The 19,006-nt window shown below is 63.2% G+C and carries 18 protein-coding genes; 11 read left to right on the top strand and 7 right to left on the bottom strand.

The window, feature by feature from the left end; genetic code table 11:
- Positions 1-25 precede the first annotated feature (25 nt).
- The 6 genes from cysD (at position 26) to Q0O40_RS01105 (ending at position 7,557) form a co-directional block, all read left to right on the top strand.
- Positions 26-940: a sulfate adenylyltransferase subunit CysD gene (cysD, locus tag Q0O40_RS01130; protein WP_295525117.1), complete on the top strand. Its 915-nt coding sequence runs from the start codon at positions 26-28 to the stop codon at positions 938-940.
- A complete protein-coding gene (gene cysC, locus Q0O40_RS01125; protein ID WP_295525115.1) occupies positions 940-2,781 on the top strand; it encodes an adenylyl-sulfate kinase in 1,842 nt (613 codons plus the stop codon). Before cysD ends, cysC begins: the two co-directional genes overlap by 1 nt.
- Positions 2,763-3,515 carry a 3'(2'),5'-bisphosphate nucleotidase CysQ gene (locus Q0O40_RS01120; RefSeq protein WP_295525113.1) on the top strand — a complete coding sequence of 251 codons (753 nt, stop codon included), beginning with the start codon at positions 2,763-2,765 and terminating at the stop codon, positions 3,513-3,515. Before cysC ends, Q0O40_RS01120 begins: the two co-directional genes overlap by 19 nt.
- 34 nt (positions 3,516-3,549) lie before the next feature.
- Entirely contained in the window at positions 3,550-4,035 is a 486-nt protein-coding gene (locus Q0O40_RS01115; protein WP_295525111.1) for a flavin reductase family protein, read from the top strand.
- A 97-nt stretch (positions 4,036-4,132) separates the two neighbouring features.
- Positions 4,133-4,750 (top strand): bifunctional 4-hydroxy-2-oxoglutarate aldolase/2-dehydro-3-deoxy-phosphogluconate aldolase, encoded by a 618-nt coding sequence (gene eda, locus Q0O40_RS01110; RefSeq protein WP_295525108.1) that lies wholly within the window; start codon positions 4,133-4,135, stop codon positions 4,748-4,750.
- 23 nt (positions 4,751-4,773) lie between these two features.
- Entirely contained in the window at positions 4,774-7,557 is a 2,784-nt protein-coding gene (locus tag Q0O40_RS01105) for a phosphoenolpyruvate carboxylase (protein WP_295525105.1), read from the top strand.
- Positions 7,558-7,594: 37 nt separating this feature from the next.
- Here the strand turns inward: Q0O40_RS01105 and Q0O40_RS01100 are convergent, their stop codons facing one another.
- From Q0O40_RS01100 to pdeM, 5 genes are all read right to left on the bottom strand, one after another.
- The gene (locus Q0O40_RS01100) at positions 7,595-8,704 is read right to left on the bottom strand and encodes a TrkA family potassium uptake protein (protein WP_295525103.1); all 1,110 of its coding nucleotides are present in this window, start codon (positions 8,702-8,704) and stop codon (positions 7,595-7,597) included.
- 55 nt (positions 8,705-8,759) lie between these two features.
- Positions 8,760-10,175, bottom strand: coding sequence for a DASS family sodium-coupled anion symporter (locus Q0O40_RS01095; RefSeq protein ID WP_295525100.1), 1,416 nt, complete (start codon positions 10,173-10,175; stop codon positions 8,760-8,762).
- A 136-nt stretch (positions 10,176-10,311) separates the two neighbouring features.
- A complete protein-coding gene (locus Q0O40_RS01090) occupies positions 10,312-11,151 on the bottom strand; it encodes a TorF family putative porin (protein WP_295525097.1) in 840 nt (279 codons plus the stop codon).
- Positions 11,152-11,430: 279 nt separating this feature from the next.
- The gene (gene infC / locus Q0O40_RS01085) at positions 11,431-11,949 is read right to left on the bottom strand and encodes a translation initiation factor IF-3 (protein ID WP_295525237.1); all 519 of its coding nucleotides are present in this window, start codon (positions 11,947-11,949) and stop codon (positions 11,431-11,433) included.
- 170 nt (positions 11,950-12,119) lie between these two features.
- On the bottom strand, positions 12,120-12,842 hold the full coding sequence (gene pdeM / locus Q0O40_RS01080) for a ligase-associated DNA damage response endonuclease PdeM (protein ID WP_295525095.1): 723 nt from the start codon (positions 12,840-12,842) through the stop codon (positions 12,120-12,122).
- Between the two features lie 45 nt (positions 12,843-12,887).
- Here pdeM and hemF point away from each other — a divergent pair, with 45 nt between their 5' ends.
- The 4 genes from hemF to Q0O40_RS01060 all read left to right on the top strand — a co-directional run bounded on the left by hemF (position 12,888) and on the right by Q0O40_RS01060 (position 16,328).
- Positions 12,888-13,751 carry an oxygen-dependent coproporphyrinogen oxidase gene (gene hemF / locus Q0O40_RS01075; protein ID WP_295525093.1) on the top strand — a complete coding sequence of 288 codons (864 nt, stop codon included), beginning with the start codon at positions 12,888-12,890 and terminating at the stop codon, positions 13,749-13,751.
- 18 nt (positions 13,752-13,769) lie between these two features.
- Entirely contained in the window at positions 13,770-14,396 is a 627-nt protein-coding gene (locus Q0O40_RS01070) for a GNAT family N-acetyltransferase (RefSeq protein ID WP_295525091.1), read from the top strand.
- A 65-nt stretch (positions 14,397-14,461) separates the two neighbouring features.
- On the top strand, positions 14,462-15,040 hold the full coding sequence (locus Q0O40_RS01065) for a LysE family translocator (protein ID WP_295525089.1): 579 nt from the start codon (positions 14,462-14,464) through the stop codon (positions 15,038-15,040).
- 79 nt (positions 15,041-15,119) lie between these two features.
- Positions 15,120-16,328, top strand: coding sequence for a glutamate carboxypeptidase (locus Q0O40_RS01060; protein ID WP_295525086.1), 1,209 nt, complete (start codon positions 15,120-15,122; stop codon positions 16,326-16,328).
- A gap of 133 nt (positions 16,329-16,461) precedes the next feature.
- Here the strand turns inward: Q0O40_RS01060 and Q0O40_RS01055 are convergent, their stop codons facing one another.
- Positions 16,462-17,367 carry a glycosyltransferase family 87 protein gene (locus Q0O40_RS01055; RefSeq protein ID WP_295525235.1) on the bottom strand — a complete coding sequence of 302 codons (906 nt, stop codon included), beginning with the start codon at positions 17,365-17,367 and terminating at the stop codon, positions 16,462-16,464.
- An 18-nt stretch (positions 17,368-17,385) separates the two neighbouring features.
- Positions 17,386-17,670 carry a hypothetical protein gene (locus tag Q0O40_RS01050; protein ID WP_295525083.1) on the bottom strand — a complete coding sequence of 95 codons (285 nt, stop codon included), beginning with the start codon at positions 17,668-17,670 and terminating at the stop codon, positions 17,386-17,388.
- A gap of 113 nt (positions 17,671-17,783) precedes the next feature.
- Here Q0O40_RS01050 and Q0O40_RS01045 point away from each other — a divergent pair.
- Positions 17,784-19,006, top strand: a 1,223-nt coding sequence (locus Q0O40_RS01045; protein ID WP_295525233.1) for an HD domain-containing protein, incomplete at its 3' end; no start/stop codon positions are given.

Below are 19,006 nucleotides of genomic sequence, written 5' to 3'. Positions count from 1 at the left end.
CGGGCTTGTGGCAGACGCACGGCCTATGACAGCAAAGCTGACTCATTTGCAGCGGCTTGAGGCCGAAGCGATCCATATCATGCGCGAAGTGGTGGCCGAGGCGACCAAGCCGGTGATGATGCACTCTGTGGGCAAGGACAGCGCGGTGATGCTGCATCTTGCGCGCAAGGCGTTTTATCCCTCGCCGCCGCCGTTTCCGCTGCTCCATGTCGATATGACGTGGAAGTTCAAGGACATGTATGCGCTGCGCGATTCTGTGACTGCGCTCACCGGCATGGAGCTGATCGTGCATCAGAACGCCGAGGCGCGCGAGCGCGGGATCAATCCGTTCGACCACGGCGCGCTGCACACCGACATGTGGAAGACCGAAGGGCTGAAACAGGCGCTTGACCTGCATGGCTTCGATGCCGCCTTCGGCGGCGCGCGCCGCGATGAGGAGAAAAGCCGCGCCAAGGAGCGCATCTTTTCGTTCCGCACGGCCAGCCACGGCTGGGACCCCAAGAACCAGCGGCCTGAGCTGTGGAACCTTTACAACGCGCGCAAGAACCGGAACGAGGGCATCCGGGTGTTCCCGATCTCGAATTGGACCGAGCTCGATATCTGGCAATACATCCATCTCAACGATGTGCCGATCGTGCCGCTCTATTTTGCGGCAATCCGCCCGACGTATGAATGGGAAGGGCAGCTGTTCATGGCCGACGTTTTTGAGCGGCTTGAGAAGGTGTTGGGCTATCGTCCTGAAATCAGCGAGCGTTCGGTCCGTTTCCGCACGCTGGGCTGCTTTCCGCTGACCGGCGCTGTTACAAGCACCGCCGCGACGCTGCCCGAGGTTATCCAGGAAACGCTGCTGACCACGACAAGCGAGCGGCAAGGGCGGATGATCGACAAGGACGCCGGCGGCGCCGGGATGGAAGTCAAAAAGCAGCAGGGGTACTTCTGATGGCTACAGTTTCAGAACCCGGCGCTGCGATTTACCAGACCGAGGCGCTGATCGCCTCGGACATCGAGGCCTATCTTGATCAGCATCAGCACAAAACGATGCTGCGCTTCATCACCTGCGGCAGCGTGGACGATGGCAAATCGACGCTGATCGGGCGGTTGCTCTATGATTCGAAGATGATCTTCGAGGATCAGCTGACGGCGCTGGAAGCGGATTCGAAGAAGGTGGGCACCCAAGGGGCCGAGATCGACTTTGCGCTGTTGGTCGATGGGCTGGCGGCAGAGCGCGAGCAGGGCATCACCATCGACGTCGCCTACCGCTTTTTCAATACCGAGAAGCGCAAGTTCATCGTCGCGGATTGCCCGGGGCGCGAGCAATATACGCGCAACATGGTGACTGGCGCGAGCACGGCCGATCTGGCGGTGAACAAGATGGACCTGATCGGTTATGATCAGGCGCGCTATGACGAAATCGTTGCGGACTATGCAGCGTTTGCAGGCAGCATCGGCATTGCGGCGTTCACAGCCCTGCCGATATCGGGTTTCAAGGGCGACAACATCACCGCACCTTCGGCCAATACGGCGGGGTATGCAGGGCCCAGCCTGATCGCGCATCTCGAAACGGTGGATGTGAATACGGCGGTCGATGCGCAAAAGCCGTTGAGGCTGCCGGTGCAATGGGTGAACTGGCCCAATCTGGATTTCCGCGGCTTTTCCGGCCTGATTGCAACCGGCACCGTGGAGTCCGGCGATGCTGTGCGCGTGCTGCCCAGCGGCAAGACCAGCACTGTCAGCAGGATTGTGACGCTGGACGGCGATCTCGCAGAAGCGGTTGCAGGGCAATCGGTAACGCTTTGCTTCGCCGATGAGATTGATTGTTCGCGCGGCGATGTGATCGCGGCGGCCGATGCGCCGCCCGAGGTGGCCGATCAGTTTGAGGCGACGGTTGTCTGGATGGCGGATGAGGCGCTCATCCCGGGGCGGGTCTATTGGCTGAAATGCGGGACACAGACGGTTTCGGCGACGGTCCGCGAGCCCAAATATACCATCAATGTCAACACGCTGGAGCACATGGCTTGCAAGACGCTGGAGCTGAATGCGATTGGCGTGGCGGAGCTCTCCACCGACCGGGCAATCGCTTTTGAAGCCTATGCGCAAAGCCGCACGCTAGGCGGGTTCATCCTGATCGACAAGATCACCAATGCCACGGTGGCGACGGGGATGCTGCACTTCAGCCTGCGCCGCGCGCAGAATGTGCATTGGCAGGCGACCGACGTGACGCGCGAGGCGCATGCCCGTTTGAAGCGGCAGAAGCCCGCCGTGGTGTGGTTCACCGGGCTTTCGGGTTCGGGCAAATCGACCATCGCCAACATCGTCGAACGCAAGCTGCATGCCGAGGGCAAGCACACCTTTCTGCTCGACGGCGACAATGTGCGCCATGGGCTGAACAAGGATCTGGGCTTTACCGAGGCCGATCGCATCGAAAATATCCGGCGCGTGGGCGAAGTGGCCAAGCTGATGACCGATGCGGGCCTGATCGTGCTGACCGCGTTCATCAGCCCGTTTCGCGCCGAGCGCGACATGGTGCGCACCATGATGGGCGAGGGCGATTTCATCGAGGTTTATGTCGACACCCCCTTGGAAGAGGCCGAGCGGCGCGATGTGGAGGGGCTTTACAAAAAAGCCCGCAGCGGGACTTTGCGCAATTTCACCGGGATCGACAGCCCTTATGAAGCGCCCGAGGCTTCCGAAATCCGGGTCAATACCTTGAACGAAACGCCCGAGGATGCGGCAGACCGGATCCTGGCGCGGATCATCGGCGAATGGTCACCAACCATATGATGAACGACATCGAATTAGCCCGCTTTCTGGCCGAGGGGGCGGGGCGGATATTGATGGACCTGCGCAGTGGCGGCGTGCTCGAAGGCAAGGCGCTTGGCGCGGAGGGCGATGCGCGCGCCAATGCCTGGCTGATGGCGCAAATAGCCTCATATCGCGGCGCTGATGGTGTCTTGTCAGAAGAAACCAAGGACACCCCCGCGCGGCTGGACAAGGAGCGGGTGTGGATCATCGATCCGCTCGATGGCACGCGTGAATATGGCGAAGGGCGCAACGACTGGGCGGTGCATATCGGCCTGGCAGTGAGCGGCAAGGCGTCGCTGGGCGCGGTTGCGCTGCCCGCGCTGGGCATTCTGCTCGATAGCATAGCGCCGCCCGCTTTGCCGCCGATGGCCGATGTGCCGCGCTTGATGGTCAGCCGGACGCGGCCCGCGCGCGAGGCGGTGGCGGTGGCCGAGATGATCGGCGGCGAGCTCATCGCCATGGGATCGGCGGGGGCCAAGGCGATGGCGGTGGTGCGCGGCGAGGCAGAGATCTATCTGCATTCGGGCGGGCAATTCGAGTGGGACAATTGCGCGCCGGTGGCGGTGGCGGCGGGCGCGGGGCTGCATGTCTCGCGGATGGATGGTTCGCCGCTGGTCTATAACAATGCCGATACCTACTTGCCCGATCTGCTGATCTGTCGCCGGGAATGGGCGGCGCGGGTTCTTGCGGCAATACCCCTGATCGACGCTTGACCCGGAGGCACGAAGCTTTCACGGGGGCGGGGCCATGATTAATCCCCGAACCTTCCGCGATGTGCTGGGCACTTATCCCACGGGCGTATGCGTCATCACATCGGTTGAGGCTGATGGGCGGCGGCATGGGCTGGTGGTAGGCTCGTTTACCTCGATTTCGCTCGATCCGCCGCTGGTCGGCTTCTTTCCTGACAAACGCTCGTCCACCTGGCCGCGGATCGAGGCAGCGGGGCGGTTTTGCGTGAATGTGCTGGGCGCAGAGCAGCTCGAACTGTGCCGCCGCTTTGCCGCGCGCAGCGACGACAAATTCGCCGAGCTTGCGCACGATCACAGCCCATCGGGCATGCCCGTGTTTGAAGATGCGATTGCATGGATCGATTGCCGGATCGAACAGGTGACCGAAATTGGCGATCACTGGCTGGTGGTGGGCGCCGTGGAAGCGCTCGGCAAGCGCGACGAAGGCACGCCATTGCTGTTCTTTCGCGGGCAATACCATGATCTTGCCGAACTGAGCGACTGAACCACCCCAAGAATAGCTATGCGCTTGCGGTGTTAGCGGCTGCACAATCCGGGCTTGCACGTTAGGCTGTGTCCTCCATAACTCTGGGGCAGCAGCCATGACGCCAATAGAATCCATCATGCGCACCGCGCCGGTTATTCCGGTGCTGGTGATCGAAGATGCGGCGCACGCCGTGCCGATTGCGCACGCGCTGGTGGCGGGGGGATTGCGGGTGCTGGAGGTGACTTTGCGCACCGCCGCCGCGCTCGATGTGATCCGCGCGATGAAGGGCGTGGAGGGCGCGATTGTTGGCGCCGGAACAGTGACCAACCCGGACGAGCTCCAAGCCGCGATCGATGCGGGCGCGGAGTTCATCGTTTCGCCCGGGCTGACCGACCGGCTGGGCGCGGCTGCGGTCGCCGCAGGCATCCCCTATCTGCCGGGCATTGCCAATGCGGGCGATATCATGCGCGGGCTTGATCTGGGGCTGACGCAGTTCAAGTTTTTCCCGGCGGCGACATCGGGCGGGCTGGCCGCCTTGAAGGCGTTGGCCGGGCCGTTTCACGCTTGCAAGTTCTGCCCAACCGGCGGCGTGACGCTGGCCAGCGCGCCCGAATGGCTGGCGTTTGATCCGGTGCTTTGCGTCGGTGGCAGCTGGGTGGTGCCAAAGGGTATCCCCGATGAGGCCGCGATCGAGCAAGCCGCGCGCGCGGCCGCCGCGCTTCAAGGCGGTTGAATCCCCCCAGTAGGAGTGCGGCGATGATCTCAGTGAGCGGTTTGCGGGAGAGGTTGCAGCAGCTTCATGCACGCACTGCCGAGACGCCGCTGTTCAATCCGGTGTTTCAGCTGAGCCACGATCTATCGCGCGATCTGGAAAGCGGCGCGCTCGATCTGGCGGCGATGGAAGCGCTGGTGAGCGAGCTGGAATACGAAGCGCTGCAAGCGCGCGCGGCGAGGCTGCGGCGGCTGACCGCGCCGACCGATCCGGCGGGAAATCTGGCGCGGATCGGCGCGCTCCTGAATGAAGAGGACAGCTTTGGCGAGTTTCGCCGCCGCTGGGAAAAGCCTTTGCTCCATGCGGTTTTTACTGCGCACCCGACATTTCTGCTCAGCCCGCTTGAGGCCGATTCGGTCGCCGAAGCGGCGCTGGCGGACGATCCGATGGCGGCAACGGGGTGCATGGTGCCAAAGGCGGCCGCGCCGATCACGCTGGCATTTGAGCATGACGAGGCCCTCGCCGCGATCGAGCGGGCGGGCACGGCGCGCGACCGCATCAATGCCGCGCTGCTGGCCCATGCGCGAACGCGCTGGCCGGGGCGCTGGCTCGATTTCCGGCCTCTCCCGTTCCGCTTTGCGACATGGGTCGGCTATGACATGGACGGGCGCACCGACATTTCTTGGACCACCTCGATTGCGTTCCGGCTTCAGGAGAAGGCGCGGCGGCTTGCGAACTATGCCGCCGCCCTCCGCGCGATTGATCCCGGCCATGGCCTGCTGAACGCGATTGACGGCGCGCTGGCGCATGCCGCCGCGATGGCCGCCTTGTTTGCGCAGCCGCTGACCGAGCCCGACGCACTGGCGGCAGCGGCGAATCATCTGACTGCCGATGATCCGAACAAGCTGCTCTCGCTTGCGCCGATGATTGCAGCGCTTGAGGATGAGGCGCGCACGGCGGAGGGCGAGGCGGCGATTGCGCTGGCGACGCTGGCCGCCGCGATGCGCGCCGATGGGCTGGGCATGGGTTGGGTCCATTTCCGGGTGAACTCGTCGCAATTGCTGAATGCGCTGCGCCGCCGGATCGATCCCGAGGGCACGCTCGATCTGGCGAGCAAGGGCGCGATCTCGCGGCTGCGCGAACTGCTCGCCGATGTGCAGCCGCTGCGGGTGAACTTCGCCGCGCTGGCGATCGAGACATCGACCGCGATGCGCCAGTTTCTGGTGATGGCGCAGATCCTCCACCATATCGATGCAGATGCACCGATCCGCATGCTGATCGCCGAATGCGAGCAGCCGCAGACCGTGCTGGCGGCGCTCTATTTCGCGCGGCTACTGGGGATCGACGACAAGGTCGATGTCTCGCCGCTGTTCGAGACCGAAGCCGCGCTGGAGCATGGCGGTCGCTTTTTGGAAGCGTTGCTGGCCGAGGATTCGTATCGCGCATATGCGCGGGCGCGCGGGCGGGTTTCGGTGCAGACCGGCTTTTCCGATGCCGGGCGGTTCATGGGGCAATTGCCCGCCGCGCTGGCTATCGAGCGGCTGCAGGGGCGGCTGGCCGATGCGATGAAGAACAATGGGCTTAACGATGTTGCCGCGCTGATTTTCAATACCCACGGCGAAAGCATGGGTCGCGGCGCGCATCCTTCGGGCTTTATGGACCGGCTGACTTGGCCGCTCAGCCGCTGGGCGCGCGGGCGCTTTGCCCGGGCAGAGATCGCCATCGAGCCCGAGGCGAGCTTTCAGGGCGGCGACGGCTACCTGTTTTTCCGCAACGATGCGTTGGCGCTGGCCACGCTGACGCGGATCGTCGAGGCGGAAATGGCGCTCCACGCGGAGACCGCCAAAGATCCGTTCTACGACCGCACCGATCTTAGCCTTGATTTCTATCGCTCGATCCGGCGGGTGCAGCGCGAGCATCTGGAAAGCATGACGTATGCCCGCGCGGTGACGGCGTTCGGCCTTGGCATGCTCAAAGGAACCGGCAGCCGGGTTTCGCGCCGCCAATCGGATGTGGGCGCAGACCGCACCATGAGCCTGCGCCAGATCCGCGCGATCCCGCACAACGCGGTGCTCCAGCAGATCGGCTATCCGGTGAATGTGATCGCAGGCGCGGGCACGGCGGCGGGCGAGGAAATCGAAGCGGTGGCCGAATTGCTCGGCCGTTCGGAGCGGGGCAGCCAGCTGGTGCGGCTGCTGCGCGCGGCCAATGGCATCGCCTCGATCAAGACGGTGGCGAGCTTTGGCGAGCTGTTCAATTCGGCATACTGGGCCAGCCGGCCTTATCGGGGCACCGAGACTGCGCTCGAGAACGCCTGCCTTGCGCTCGCCGAGTACCTTGCCAAGGACGACCGCGCGGGGGTGTTTCGACGGCTTGCTTCGCGGCTGCGGGTGGACTGGATGAAGCTGCACCGGCTGCTCGGGATGGTGCCGGGAGCGGCAGAGGCGCGCGATGCGACGCTGGATGATCAGCGGCGCAGCATCGGGCTGTTGCAGGCAGTGCGGATGGCGCTGCTGATGCATATGTTCCTGCGCGCAGTGCAGGTGCCGCCGTTCTCGCGCTCGAACGATGTCAGCCGCGACGATGTGCTCGAAATGGTGCTGTCGCTGCGCGTGGACGATGCGCTGGCGCAATTGCGCCGCGCCTATCCGGTGGTCGAGCCCGAAATCGAGGATTTCGCCGTGACCGAACCGACCGATTATCCTGACCAGCGCACCGACGGCTACGGCGCGATCCGGACGCGCTTCATCGACCCGATCGAGCGGGCGCAGGCGCTGAACTTGCGCGTGGCGGCGGCGATTGCGAACTACTTTGGGGCGCATGGGTAAGGCGGCGCGCCCCCGGCCTTCGCCGGGGTGCGGGTGGTTATCCCAGATACGCCCGCCCGTGCTTTACCGGGCGGGCGGGGGCGTTGAAGATTGCGCCGGCGGCAAGGCGGCTGCCGCGCACCACGAGCATCACGGCGTCGCCGGGTTCTATGCCGACATCTTCGCCGGGGTGCGGGATCGATTGGCCGTTCGCGCGGTCGATCTGGACGATGAAGAAGGCGCTGTTGCCGCGTCGTTCGGCTTCGCCGACGCTGCCACCGGTCAGCGCGCCGCCGGGGGCCGCGGTGACGACTTCGACATCGAGGCCGAGATCGTGCAAGAAACGCCGCGCGTCCGAGATATGTTCGGCATCGTGCATGATCTTGTCAGTGGCGGGAAAGAGGATGAGTTCGGTGATCCGCTCCGCGCCGATATGCGTCGGCATCACCACTTTGTCGGCGCCTGCCTGAAACAGCTTGCGCTCGGTGGTCGGGGCTTCGCCGCGCGCGATGATCTGCAGTTGCGGATTGAGGCTGCGCGCCGAAAGCGTGATGAACACATTGGCGGCATCATCGGGCAAGACCGAGGCAAGCACGCGGGCGCGCAGGATGCCTGCTTGTTTTAGGGTTTCCTCGTGCGTGGCCTCTCCTACCAGGGCAAGATAGCCGTGCGCCTTGGCATCGTCGGCTTTGAGCGGATTGCGTTCCACAATAAGGAAGGGATGGCGCGCTTCGGTGAGCGCCCGGGCGAGCTGGATGCCGATGCGGCCATAACCGCAGATGATCGCATGGTCCTTGAGCTTGTCGATATCGGTTTGCATCTTGCCCATCCCCAAGAGCTGGCGGAACTGAAACAGCGTGAATACTTGCACCAGCGCGCCGGTCAGCACGATCATTCCGGTGCAGCCGAGCACGATGGTGGCGGTTGTCAGCAGCCGCAGAAAAGTGCTGTCGATCGGGCGGACCTCGCCATAGCCGACCGAGAAGATCGTGAGCACTACCATGTAGGCGGCATCGCCTAGCGGCCATCCGGCGCTCATATAGCCCAGCGTGGACATGCAGAACAGCGAGGCGACAAAGATCAGAGTGCCCGAAAGCACGCGCAGAGGCGAGCCAAGTACGTTGCTTGCGCCCTTGCTGAAGGCGGAAACGTTGGCCTCTGGTTCCATCAGCGCCCCCTTGATCGTGATGGTGGCGCAGGCGCGCCGCTGTGTCCAGCGCGGTTCAGATCAGCGCGCGCATCAGCCAGGCCATGCCCCAGACCACAGCAACGATCAGCACCGCGCCTGCCAGATCGAACATCAATCCGGCGCGCAGCACGCGCGGCATGGCGATATGCCCGGTGCTCCATGCCAAGGCATTCGGCCCGGTCCCCGCTGGAAGCATGAAACCCCAGCTCGCGGCGAGCGCGGCAGGCAGCGCCAGCAGGATGGGATCGGCATTGAGCGCGCCGCACAGCGCCGCGACGACAGGCATGATCCCGCTGGCAGCCGCGATGTTGCTGGCAAATTCAGTGACGACGATGACGAACGCGACCAGCACCAGCGCGACAATCGGCAGCGGCACGGCGGCAAGGGGGAGCATCGCCGTGCCCAGCCAATCGCTGAGCCCGGAGGCGTCCATGCCCATGGCGAGGCTGAGCCCGCCGCCGAACATGAGCACCACATCCCACGGTGCGCGGTTCGCCTCTTTCCAGGTGAGCATCGCGCGCCCGGTGCCATCGGGCAGCACGAATAGCACAAGCCCGGCAATGGCGGCGATTGTGCCATCGGTCAGTCCGCCTTTGGGAAAGAGCGTCTGCGTGAGCGGCAGCGTTACCCAGGCGGCAACGGCCAGCGCGAAGACTGGGACCAAGCGTCGCTCAGGCACGGTCCAGCTGACCGAATGTTCGATGGCGCCGCGGGCTGCTTCGGGATCGAAGGTATCATCGCGCAAAGCGTGGACACTGGCAATGATCCACGCGGCGAGCGGCAACCCGATGAGGACCACCGGCAGGCCGAACAGCGACCATTCGATGAAGCTGATCTTCACCCCCAGCGTGCGATCAAGCAGGGCGACGGCGATGGCATTGGTGGGTGTGCCGACGATCGTGCCATAGCCGCCTAGCGTGGCGGCAAAGGCGACGCCCATCGGCAATGCGCCCGCCATGCCATTCGTCTCGCCCGGTTTAACCCCGCCCGAGGCAAGGATGGCCAGCGCCATCGGCATCATGATGAGCGCGGTCGAGGTGTTCGAAATGAACATCGAGATCGTGGCGGTGGCAGCCATCACTGCAAACAGCAGCCGCGCCGGGCTCGAGCCCGCGCGCGCCAGCATCGCCAGCGCTAGGCGGCGGTGCAGCCCGGTGCGCTCGATCGCCAGCGCCAGAAATGCGCCGCCGATGAACAGGAACATGATGGGAGAATAATAGGCCGAGGCGGTCTTGTTGGCATCGGTGACACCGATGAGCGGCAGCACGATGAACGGCAACATCGCGGTGGCCGATAGCGGCAGTGCCTCGGTCATCCACCAGACGGCAATCCACCAGACAAGGCCCGCCGTTTGCCAAGCAGTCAGCGGCATGCCCGCAGGCGCGGCGAGCAGGAGCGTGGCGATAAAGCCGAGTGGCCCGACGGCAAGGGCGATTGAACGCGAATTCATGTGATGTTTGTCGCCCCCGCATTTTGTCGCCCGGGCCTAGCAGAGCGGGCGGGGGCGGGGGAAGGGGGCGTTCTCAACCGCTCGCGTGGCAGTGGCGGCCCCGGTTTATGCCGAAGCCGCCACTGTTTGCGGCTGGTTAGAATGCGGCCGTGATCGAAACGAGCACTTTGGAGTCGGAGATCGACGAGCCGTTCTTGGTCGACGAGAAATTCGGCAGCAGATAAGCCGAACCGGCTCTGGTAATGTCGGTGTCGACATAGGCCACGCCCACCGTCAGCGGTCCATAAACGGCAACATCGGCGCCGACCAGCCAATCGAAGTACTTGCCAGTCGGTGCGACGCTGGTGCCATTTGGCCCGAGCCCGGGGTTGCCCCTCGAGTAACCGAGGTGCGCTTTGAGCGTGATCGGGGTGTTCGGCACGCCGCCCGAGACATCGCCCCAGACATAGAGGTTGTCATAGGCAGCATTAGGGCGATCCGGGATGCCCGTGCCATTGGATGCGCCGGTGTTGTACCACTGGCCAAGAGCCTGTTGCTTGGGTGCATAAGCAACGCCTGCCAGGAGCTTGACCGGCCCGACCATGCCGCTGACCTTCACGTAAGGCTCACCGAAGTCGGTAAAGTCCGAGCCGGCCGGATACATGTACCAGGTGACGCCGACGTCGACCGTGGCGCTTCCGAACGTTCTGGCATAACCTGCGATCAAATCGAGTTCCATGTTGGCGCCGCCGAACTGGCCCCAACCGGCAAGGTTCGAAGCCCACATGCCCACATAAGCGCCGCTTTTGTGCGCGACGGTGATACCGCCTTGAATTGCCGGACCTTTGTCTGATTGAGAGACGCCGCGGAACCGATAATCGGAGATCAGCGTGACGCTGCCGGTTACGGTGACATCTTTGGGGGGAGCAGCTTCATCTGCAAAAGCAGGGGTGGCGGCGGCCAGTGCCAAAGCGAGGCCAAGAAAAGAAGTACGCATGAATATCCTCCAACAATAAAGAGCGATATTCCGTCCTGCTTCCGAGCCGTCTGCCTTTCCTGTGCCCGCACTTTCAATCGCGCTTGGCACGGAGACTGATCAACCCCGGACAAAAGCTCAATTGCGCAGGCGGCAAAGGAGGTCAACCCTTTGAAGCGCCGCTGCCAAGAAAAGTGCTCGCAGGTGCACAATTGCCACATCATCCGCAGCCCGCGGATCGAACAAACAAGGGCGCGCTGGTGAGGCGCGCCCTTGTTATGAAGAGATCAATTCGGAGTGTTACTTAGGTGCGAGCACCATGAGCATCTGGCGGCCTTCCATGCGGGGAAAGGCTTCGATCTTGGCGATCTCTGCGACATCTTCCTGCACTTTGCGCAAAAGGTTCATGCCCAGCTGCTGGTGCGCAAGCTCGCGCCCGCGGAACCGGAGCGTGAGTTTGACCTTGTCGCCCTCTTCAAGGAATTTGGTCACGCTGCGCATCTTGGTGTCATAGTCGTGATCGTCGATGTTGGGGCGCATCTTGATCTCTTTGATCTCCTGCGTCTTTTGGCTTTTGCGGGCGAGGTTGGCCTTTTTCTGCGCCTCGTACCGGAATTTGCCGACATCAAGAAATTTGCAGACCGGCGGATCGGCGTTCGGCGACACTTCAACAAGGTCGAGACCGACTTCGGCCGCCTGTTCGATCGCTTCTCGGGTGTACATCACACCGATATTTTCGCCATTCTCATCGATAACGCGCACTTTTGGCGAGACAATGAGCGTGTTGTAGCGGGGTCCGCTCTTGATGGGGGGCGCCATACTGCGCCGGGGTGGGGTAGCTATTGTGCTCTCTCCTGGAATTGTTGACATGATCGACGAAACGAACGCGCACGCGCGGCGCGGACTCAAGCGCTCTTACCATAAAGCACTTGTAGATAAAGCGCGAAGGTTAACAGATGGGACCATGCCCCGAGATGATCAAGGCAAGATCATGCGCACGCCAGCTTTGCGGCGGTTTGCATGCCATGCGGAGCACGCCACAGCGCAAATCGCGCCAGCCGCCCTGACGCAGGGACTAGCGCGTCGATCGCTTGCGCCGGTTGCATCGCGTCGGTGATCGCCGGGTCTGCAGCGTCCATTCCGCCGGTAAACGCGCCGAACGCGGGCAGAATGAGCTTGCTCTCGCTCGTTACCGCGCAGGGCCGCGCGATATGGCGGCCGCGCGCGTTGATCCGCAGCCGTGGATGGAAATGGCCCGAGAGCTCTGGCCGCACTTCGCCGGGGTTGGCTTCGTGGCGCAGGATCACTCCGGCGACATCAAGTTCGCGTAGGTAATTGCCCGGCGCTTTGCCATTCTTGCAATCGTGATTGCCCGTAATCCACACCCAATCGACCAGCCTGGCGAGAACGCGGAGCATGCTCGCCGCTTCAGGTTCAAGCCGGTCTGGCCCGCCGCTGTCATGAAAATTATCGCCGAGACAGAACACCCGGCGCGCGCCCGAAGCCTTGAGCGCCCGCGCCACGCGGCTGAGCGTTTCGCGGCTGTCATAAGGGGGTAGCATCTGGCCGTAGCTGGCAAAGTAGCTGGCCTTTTCAAGATGGAGATCGGCGACCAGCAGCGCGCGCTCCTCCGCCCAATACAGCGCGCGCGCAGGGCCTAGCGCAAACTCGCGGTTGGCGAAGCCGAATGGGGCGAACGAAACGGGAACCATTTCTTGCTCTTGCCGGATCGGCTCCGGCTTGGCAAGAGCATGCGCATGACGGACATCAACGAACGCTCGGCGCGCGCACGCGCATGGTTTGAAAGCTTGCGGGACCGCATTTGCGCCGAGTTCGAGGCGATCGAACGCGAGGCCGGGAGCGACGCTGCGTTCGCCTTCACCCGCTGGAACCGGGTGCAGGACGGCGATGCCGAGGCTGATGGGGGCGGCGGCGTTCAAGGATTGATGAAGGGCAAAGTGTTCGAGAAAGTCGGGGTCAATGTCTCGACCGTTCACGGCAGCTTCGATCCTGCCTTTGCCGCATCGATCAACGGCGCAGATGCCGAGAACCCCGGATTTTCCGCGACAGGCATCAGTCTGGTGGCGCATATGGCCAACCCGCATGTGCCCGCTGTCCACATGAACACCCGGTTTCTGGTCACCAGCAAGGCCTGGTTTGGCGGAGGCGGCGACCTTAATCCGCCGCTGCCCTATGCCGAAGATACCGCCGATTTCCATGCCGCCTACCAGGCCGCATGCGATCGCCATGGCGCAGATTACTATGAGCGCTTTAAAAAATGGGCGGACGAGTATTTCTACATTCCCCACCGCAAGGTTCATCGCGGCGTTGGCGGGATTTTCTACGATCACCTCGAATGCCCGGACAGCGCTGCGTTCGAGGCGAATTTTGCATTTACGCGCGATGTTGGTGAAGCGTTCTTGAATGTTTACCCGCGTCTGGTGCGGCGGCGCATGGACATGGCCTGGACCCCCGAAGACAAGCTGCAGCAGCTCGAATGGCGCGGCCGCTATGCCGAGTTCAATCTGGTGTATGACCGGGGCACGCTGTTCGGCCTCAAGACCGGGGGCAATATCGATGCGATCCTGATGAGCCTTCCGCCAGAGGCAGTGTGGACCTGAGCTCCGGTTGGCGCTGTGATGATCCCCGACCATGTAACACCGCTCGCCGCCGGGTCTCATGCGATTGCGCCGGGCGATCTGCCCTGTGTGGTGACCGCGTTGGAAATGCTGGAGGCACCGCAAGGGCTTACGCGGCTGGTGCCCGAGCAGGATGTGCCGGTGCAATTGGTGCGTTGGAAAGACACCGCGCCCGAGAAATACCGCATGCTCTATCGCCGGGTTGGCGCGCCGTGGATCTGGTGGTCGCGGCTGGTGCTGGGCGATGCGGAACTGGCGGAGATCATCCATGATCCCCGGGTGCAGCTTTATGCCGTGGTCGATCGCGCGGGTGTAGAAGTGGGCATGTTGGAGCTGGATTTCCGCGTGGACCGCGAGAGTGAGATCGCGTTTTTTGGGCTGATCCCCGGCGCGACTGGCAAAGGTCTGGGCAAGTGGCTGATGCGGCGGACCCTGCAACTGGCGTGGGTTACGGGGATCGAGCGGGTGTGGGTGCATACTTGCACGCTCGACGACGCCCGGGCGCTGCCGTTCTATATGGGGCAGGGATTTGTGCCCTATGAGCGGTATGTCGAGGTCTTTCCCGATCCCAGGTTTGCCGGACTGCTGCCGACAGGCAGCGCGCCGCATGCGCCGGTGTTGGGATAACGCCTTAGCGGCAGTCGCACGGAGGGCAGCGCGCTCTGGATTACCTTGGTTTTGCACTCGCTGTTTTGCTGATCGAGCTAACACCCGGTCCCAACATGGCGTGGCTTGCCGGCCTTGCCGCGACCGAAGGACGACGGTCTGGTCTGGCGGCGGTAGGAGGTGTCGCTCTGGGGCTGCTGTGCAATGGCGTGCTCGCCGCACTGGGGCTCGCGGCACTCTTGCAGACCGCGCCGCAGCTATGGAATGGCCTGCGGGTCGCGGGTGCGGCGATGATGGTTTGGCTCGCGATTGAGGCGTGGCGGGGTGCCGAGGAGAATGCGCAAGGTCCGCGCCGCAGTGATACCGCCCGCCACTCCTTTTTGACCGGCGCGATGATCAATTTGCTCAACCCCAAGGCTTACATTTTCTTTCTGGTCGTCGCGCCGGAATTCATGCGCGGGGCAACCTTGGGCATCAGTGCGGCGTTGGCTTTCTCGCTAATCAGTGCGACGATCGCGACGACGATACACCTTGCTATCGTTCTGGCAGGGAGCAAAGCTAATCGGTGGGTCAGCGATCCGGCGCGCACCAAGCTTGTTCGCAGGGTCTTTGCGATTGTAATGCTGGGAGTTGCGATCTCATTCATTCTGGCGGATATCCGCTAGAGGTGGTCTACGGATTGGTGAACCCCAGTCAGCGCTTACTGGCTGGCGACAGATACTTTACATAATTCCGGGAAACATCATGCGCCGCATTGCCCTGATAGTTGCAGTTTTGCTGGCAAACCCCGCGCGCGCTGCACCTGACAAGGCATTGCTTGATGCTGCCGGGGCGCAAGTATCCCAATTGACGGCGACGCTTGAACAACTGGTCAATATCGAGACTGGTTCGGGCGATGCGGAAGGCTTGGCTGCAGCGGCGAACTATCTCGGCGCCCGATTCGCGGCACTTGGTGCAAATGTCGAGCGGATCAAGCCTTTGCCCGGCACAGTCGGCGATATTCTCGTGGCGCGGATGGCGGGCACCGGGCGCGGAAACCTGCTGCTGATCGGGCATATGGATACGGTCTATCAGCGCGGCGCGCTGGCCCGTGCACCGTTCCGGCTGGAGGGCGCGCGGGCTTATGGTCCGGGAATTGCGGATGACAAAGGGGGCCTTGCCGTGATTCTTCACGCGCTTGCCTTGCTCGGGCCGAGAGATTTCAAGACGCTGACCATTGCCATCAACCCGGATGAGGAAACCGGATCGAAGGGCTCCGGCGCGATCATCACCGAACTGGCGCGCGGCAAAGATGCGGTGCTCTCGTTCGAGCCGACAGGCATTGCTGAAACCTTTCTGCGCGGCACATCGGGTACGAACACCGTCATTGTCACGATCACCGGCAAGTCCGCGCATGCCGGCGTTTCGCCCGAACAGGGCATCAATGCGCTGGTCGAAGCCGCCGAGGTGATCCGTAAGACCAAAGATCTTGATCTGGGCCCAGGCAAACAGCGTTTCAACTGGACAGTGATCAACCAGCAGCGCCCGGCGCGCAATATCATCCCCGACAGTGTGGTGCTCAGCGGCGATCTACGCACGGCGAGCGTCACCGATATCGATGCGTTTCGCAGCGAGATAGCCAAGAGGCTGGCGCTGCCGACTTTGGCGGGAGCGCAGGTTTCCGTGGAGGTGAGGGTGAACCGGCCGCCATTCACCGCAACCTCGGCAGGCAATCTGCTGATCGACCGCGCGCGCGCGATTTATGCCGATCTTGGGGCGGCGATCGAGGTGAAAGATCGTTGGGGCGGCGGCACCGATGCGGGCTATGCCGCGTTAGCAGGCGTGCCGGTGATCGAGGCTCTCGGTCTGCCGGGCTATGGCTATCACACCGGCGATGCGGAGTATGTCTCGCTAGATGCCGTGCCGCGCCGACTATACCTGACGGCGGAATTGATCCGCCAAATAGGGCGTTAAGCTGGATATCGAGCCTGACTTGCCAAGACGAGATCGGAATCGGATGGCCTTTTGGGCGGCTGCAACGGACGCAGGCGCACCGTCTCATCGGCTAGGGTAGGTTGGCAATCAAACGCGGTCGTGCCGGCGGTCACTAATCAAGTTCGCTGGCCAAGGATAGCTTGCCGCTCGCATTTGGTAGCCGCATCCACACGAGCGCAACCAACCCGGCGGCGGCCAAAGGCATGAGGTTGATACCCAGCGGCAGCGCCAGCGCGCGGGTGGCAAGGGGGGATAGCCATAAGACGATGATCGCGGGCTTTTCCCATGCGCGCCAACTCCCGGCGAGCGCTTGCCCAGCAATCCACATCACGGGCTGGATCAAAAATGGCAGATCATAGCTGAACAGATAGGGCGAGCCGAGCGCGGTGGCGGCGAGCATGATCGCACCGGTGGCCTGTGCATCGCGGGTGCGCCGCCATGCCAGCATGGTCAATACGGCGCACAGCAGCGTCAGCACAGCTTGCCCCGCCAGCGCGCCGCCGGGCCCGGCAAACAGGCGCAAGGCCGCATAGGGCGTGCACATGCGCAGCCAGAATTCGGCGGCGCTGCCCTGCGCCATCAATTCGCGGCTGACGGCGAAGGCTTGCGGCCATGCCGCCCAGGTTTGCCACCCGAAAGCGGCCAGCGACGCGAGGCACAGCAGCGCAGCGCTGAGCGCTCCGCCCGCCAGCGCGCGCCATTGCCGCCCGGCCAGCAGCCACAGCGGCACCATGAGCGCCAGATGCGGCTTGATGACGAGCGCGCCGAACAAAGCGCCTGCCAGCCACGGCCTGCGCCCTAGAAGCAGCACGCCGCCCACCAGCAGCGCCCCGGTGATAAACCCGGTTTGGGCGTGGCTGGCGGCCAGATAGGCACCGGGGAACGCCAGCACTGCCAGCACCAGCCCGCGCGGCGCGGCATGGCGCGAAACCGCAAACCAGATGCCCCAGCCGATTGCGGCAAAGGCCAGCCACGCGGCGGGATAGGACATCAATCCGAGCGGCGCAGCGACGAACAGGAATGGCGGCGGGCTGACCTAGGCCACGAGTTGACCGGTGCCGCTCTGGCCTTGCGCAGCCTGCTCGGCGGCCAGGTTATAGACCTGCGCAGGTACACCCTGCACGATCAGCCGCCCTGCGCCCCAGAACGCCAGAAAATCGCTGCCGACTTTGCCAGTCGCCTCGCCATAGACTTTGGCGATCATCGGCAAATAGGCGAGCAGGATCATCGCGGCATAGACGCGCGCGCGTTCTGCCCCCGGCCAATCGCCCCGGCGCACCGCCTCGAACAGCACTTTCAGCCCGCGCGCACCATTGTTCATCGCCCGATCCGTGTCCTTCCGGCCTCGCAATAACCACACTTCCATGAAAGAATTGCTGATTGCCCGGGATTCTCCTTGCCGAGACCGCTGCGCTCCGCCCATCTATGGTGCTGATGCTGCGCCAGTACGAACTTGTCGAGCGGGTGCTCGCTTATGATCCGGATGCGGACGAGGCGATGCTGAACCGGGCTTATGTCTACACTGTGCAGAAGCACGGCTCCCAAAAACGCGCCAGTGGCGATCCTTACTTTTCGCATCCGGTCGAGGTCGCCGGGCTGATGACCGAACTGAAGCTCGATCAGGAAACGATCATTACCGCGCTGCTCCACGATACGGTGGAGGACACGCTGGCCACGGTGGAGGAGGTCGAGCGTCTGTTCGGCCCCGAAGTGGCGCGGCTGGTCGACGGGGTGACGAAGCTCTCGAAGATCGAGACTATGAGCGACAATGAGCGCGCGGCGGAGAACCTGCGCAAGTTCCTGCTGGCGATGAGCGAAGACTTGCGCGTGCTCCTAGTCAAGCTGGCCGACCGGCTGCACAACATGCGCACGCTGCATTACATTAAAAGCGGAGAGAAACGGCTGCGCATCGCGCGCGAGACGATGGAGATCTACGCTCCGCTGGCCGAGCGGGTGGGCATGTATGAGTACATGCGCGAGATGCAGCTCCTCGCCTTCGAGCAGCTGGAGCCCGACGGCTATGCCACGATCACCGGGCGGCTGGCGGCAATCCGCAGCGAGGCGGGCGCGCAAGTCGGCTCAATCGCCCTGGCGATCAAGCAGGCGCTGGCCGAGGCGGGATTGAAGGTCGAGGTTTCGGGGCGCGAGAAGCATCCCTATTCGATCTGGCGCAAGATGGCGGAGCGCCATGTCAGCTTTGAACAGATTACCGACATCATGGCGTTTCGCGTGCGGACCGAGACCGAAGATGACTGCTACAAGGCGCTCGGCGTGTTCCACCGCACCTGGCAGATGATCCCGGGCCGGTTCAAGGACTACATCTCCACGCCTAAGATGAACGGCTACAAAAGCCTGCACACCGCGCTGATCTATGACAACGCGATGCGCGTGGAAGTGCAGATCAAGACCGGGGAGATGCACCAGACCAACGAATTCGGGCTGGCCGCGCATTGGGCCTACAAAAACAAGCAGAAGCCCGATGGCCAAGTCGGCTGGCTGCGCGATCTGGTGGAAATTCTCGAAGGCAGCCACGATCCCGATGAGCTGCTCGAACATACCAAGATGGCGATCTATCAGGATCGGATTTTCGCCTTCACCCCCAAGGGTGCGCTGTTTCAGTTGCCCAAGGGCAGCACCCCGATCGACTTTGCCTTTGC

The organism is Novosphingobium sp. Chol11 (genome assembly GCF_945870625.1).
Taxonomy (GTDB): domain Bacteria; phylum Pseudomonadota; class Alphaproteobacteria; order Sphingomonadales; family Sphingomonadaceae; genus Novosphingobium.
This window is presented reverse-complemented; position numbering and strand designations above follow the sequence as displayed.

Bases quoted from the DNA above. Each gene is read 5' to 3' on its own strand.
- cysD (WP_295525117.1), top strand. From the start codon at position 26: ATGACAGCAAAGCTGACTCATTTGCAGCGGCTTGAGGCCGAAGCGATC.
- cysC (WP_295525115.1), top strand. From the start codon at position 940: ATGGCTACAGTTTCAGAACCCGGCGCTGCGATTTACCAGACCGAGGCG.
- Q0O40_RS01120 (WP_295525113.1), top strand. From the start codon at position 2,763: ATGGTCACCAACCATATGATGAACGACATCGAATTAGCCCGCTTTCTG.
- Q0O40_RS01115 (WP_295525111.1), top strand. From the start codon at position 3,550: ATGATTAATCCCCGAACCTTCCGCGATGTGCTGGGCACTTATCCCACG.
- eda (WP_295525108.1), top strand. From the start codon at position 4,133: ATGACGCCAATAGAATCCATCATGCGCACCGCGCCGGTTATTCCGGTG.
- Q0O40_RS01105 (WP_295525105.1), top strand. From the start codon at position 4,774: ATGATCTCAGTGAGCGGTTTGCGGGAGAGGTTGCAGCAGCTTCATGCA.
- Q0O40_RS01100 (WP_295525103.1), bottom strand. From the start codon at position 8,704: ATGGAACCAGAGGCCAACGTTTCCGCCTTCAGCAAGGGCGCAAGCAAC.
- Q0O40_RS01095 (WP_295525100.1), bottom strand. From the start codon at position 10,175: ATGAATTCGCGTTCAATCGCCCTTGCCGTCGGGCCACTCGGCTTTATC.
- Q0O40_RS01090 (WP_295525097.1), bottom strand. From the start codon at position 11,151: ATGCGTACTTCTTTTCTTGGCCTCGCTTTGGCACTGGCCGCCGCCACC.
- infC (WP_295525237.1), bottom strand. From the start codon at position 11,949: ATGGCGCCCCCCATCAAGAGCGGACCCCGCTACAACACGCTCATTGTC.
- pdeM (WP_295525095.1), bottom strand. From the start codon at position 12,842: ATGGTTCCCGTTTCGTTCGCCCCATTCGGCTTCGCCAACCGCGAGTTT.
- hemF (WP_295525093.1), top strand. From the start codon at position 12,888: ATGACGGACATCAACGAACGCTCGGCGCGCGCACGCGCATGGTTTGAA.
- Q0O40_RS01070 (WP_295525091.1), top strand. From the start codon at position 13,770: ATGATCCCCGACCATGTAACACCGCTCGCCGCCGGGTCTCATGCGATT.
- Q0O40_RS01060 (WP_295525086.1), top strand. From the start codon at position 15,120: ATGCGCCGCATTGCCCTGATAGTTGCAGTTTTGCTGGCAAACCCCGCG.
- Q0O40_RS01050 (WP_295525083.1), bottom strand. From the start codon at position 17,670: ATGAACAATGGTGCGCGCGGGCTGAAAGTGCTGTTCGAGGCGGTGCGC.